General features: G+C 60.8%; 1 protein-coding gene. It reads right to left on the bottom strand.

Features of this window, described 5'->3' with window-relative positions; genetic code table 11:
• Window positions 1-854: thiamine pyrophosphate-dependent enzyme (locus tag AWB65_RS35120; RefSeq protein WP_235008132.1), on the bottom strand; the 854-nt coding region annotated here is incomplete at both ends.

The following is an 854-nucleotide window of genomic DNA, read 5'->3' on the forward strand; positions in this document are numbered from 1 at the left end:
AGTTCGCGTGTGCACATGATCTCGATGATCGTCGTCTTGCCGTGGTTCATCTGCAGATCGATCGCGCGCTTCAACGCCGGTCCGACATCTTCGAGCCGATCCACGACGATGCCTTCCGCGCCCATCGCCCGGCCGATTTCAGCGAAGCTCTGGTTGTCGAGTTCGCCCGCGACGAAGCGGCGGTTGTAGAAATCGACCTGGTTCTTCTTTTCGGCGCCCCACTGACGGTTATGGAACACCACCGCCGTCACCGGAATGTTGTGGCGCACGCAGGTCATCGTCTCCATCAGGCTCATGCCCCAGGCGCCATCGCCCGCGTAGGACACCGCCGGACGGTGCGGTGCGGCGACCTTCGCGCCGATGATCGTCGGGAACGCGTAGCCGCAGTTGCCCCAGCTCATCGCGGCGAAGAAGCTGCGCGGTTTCTCGAAGCGCAGATAGCTGTTCGCGACCGAATTGATGTTGCCGATATCGGTCGAGACCATCACGTCTTCGGGCATCGCCTTTTCGAGTTCACGCAGGACCTGACGCGGATGCAGATACTCACCGCCGCCCGGCGTGCGTTCATTCTTTTGCTCTTCGATCATGTCGAGACTGTACGGATCGCGTTCATGCGTCCAATCGTCGAGTTCTTTCTCCCACGCGGCCTTCTCCGAGCGAATCTGTCCGGCACGATCCTCGCGCGATGCATCACAGGCGAGCGTGCGGCCGTTCAGACGCTGCGTGAGCGCGACAGCAGCGGCTTTTGCATCGCCACAGATACCGACGGTGATCTTCTTCACCAGCCCGAGCATCTTGTGATCGGCATCGATCTGGATGATCTTTGCGTTCTTCGGCCAGTAGTCCATGCCGTG

Origin of the sequence: Caballeronia humi, from assembly GCF_001544475.1 — a bacterium.
Classification (GTDB): domain Bacteria; phylum Pseudomonadota; class Gammaproteobacteria; order Burkholderiales; family Burkholderiaceae; genus Caballeronia; species Caballeronia humi.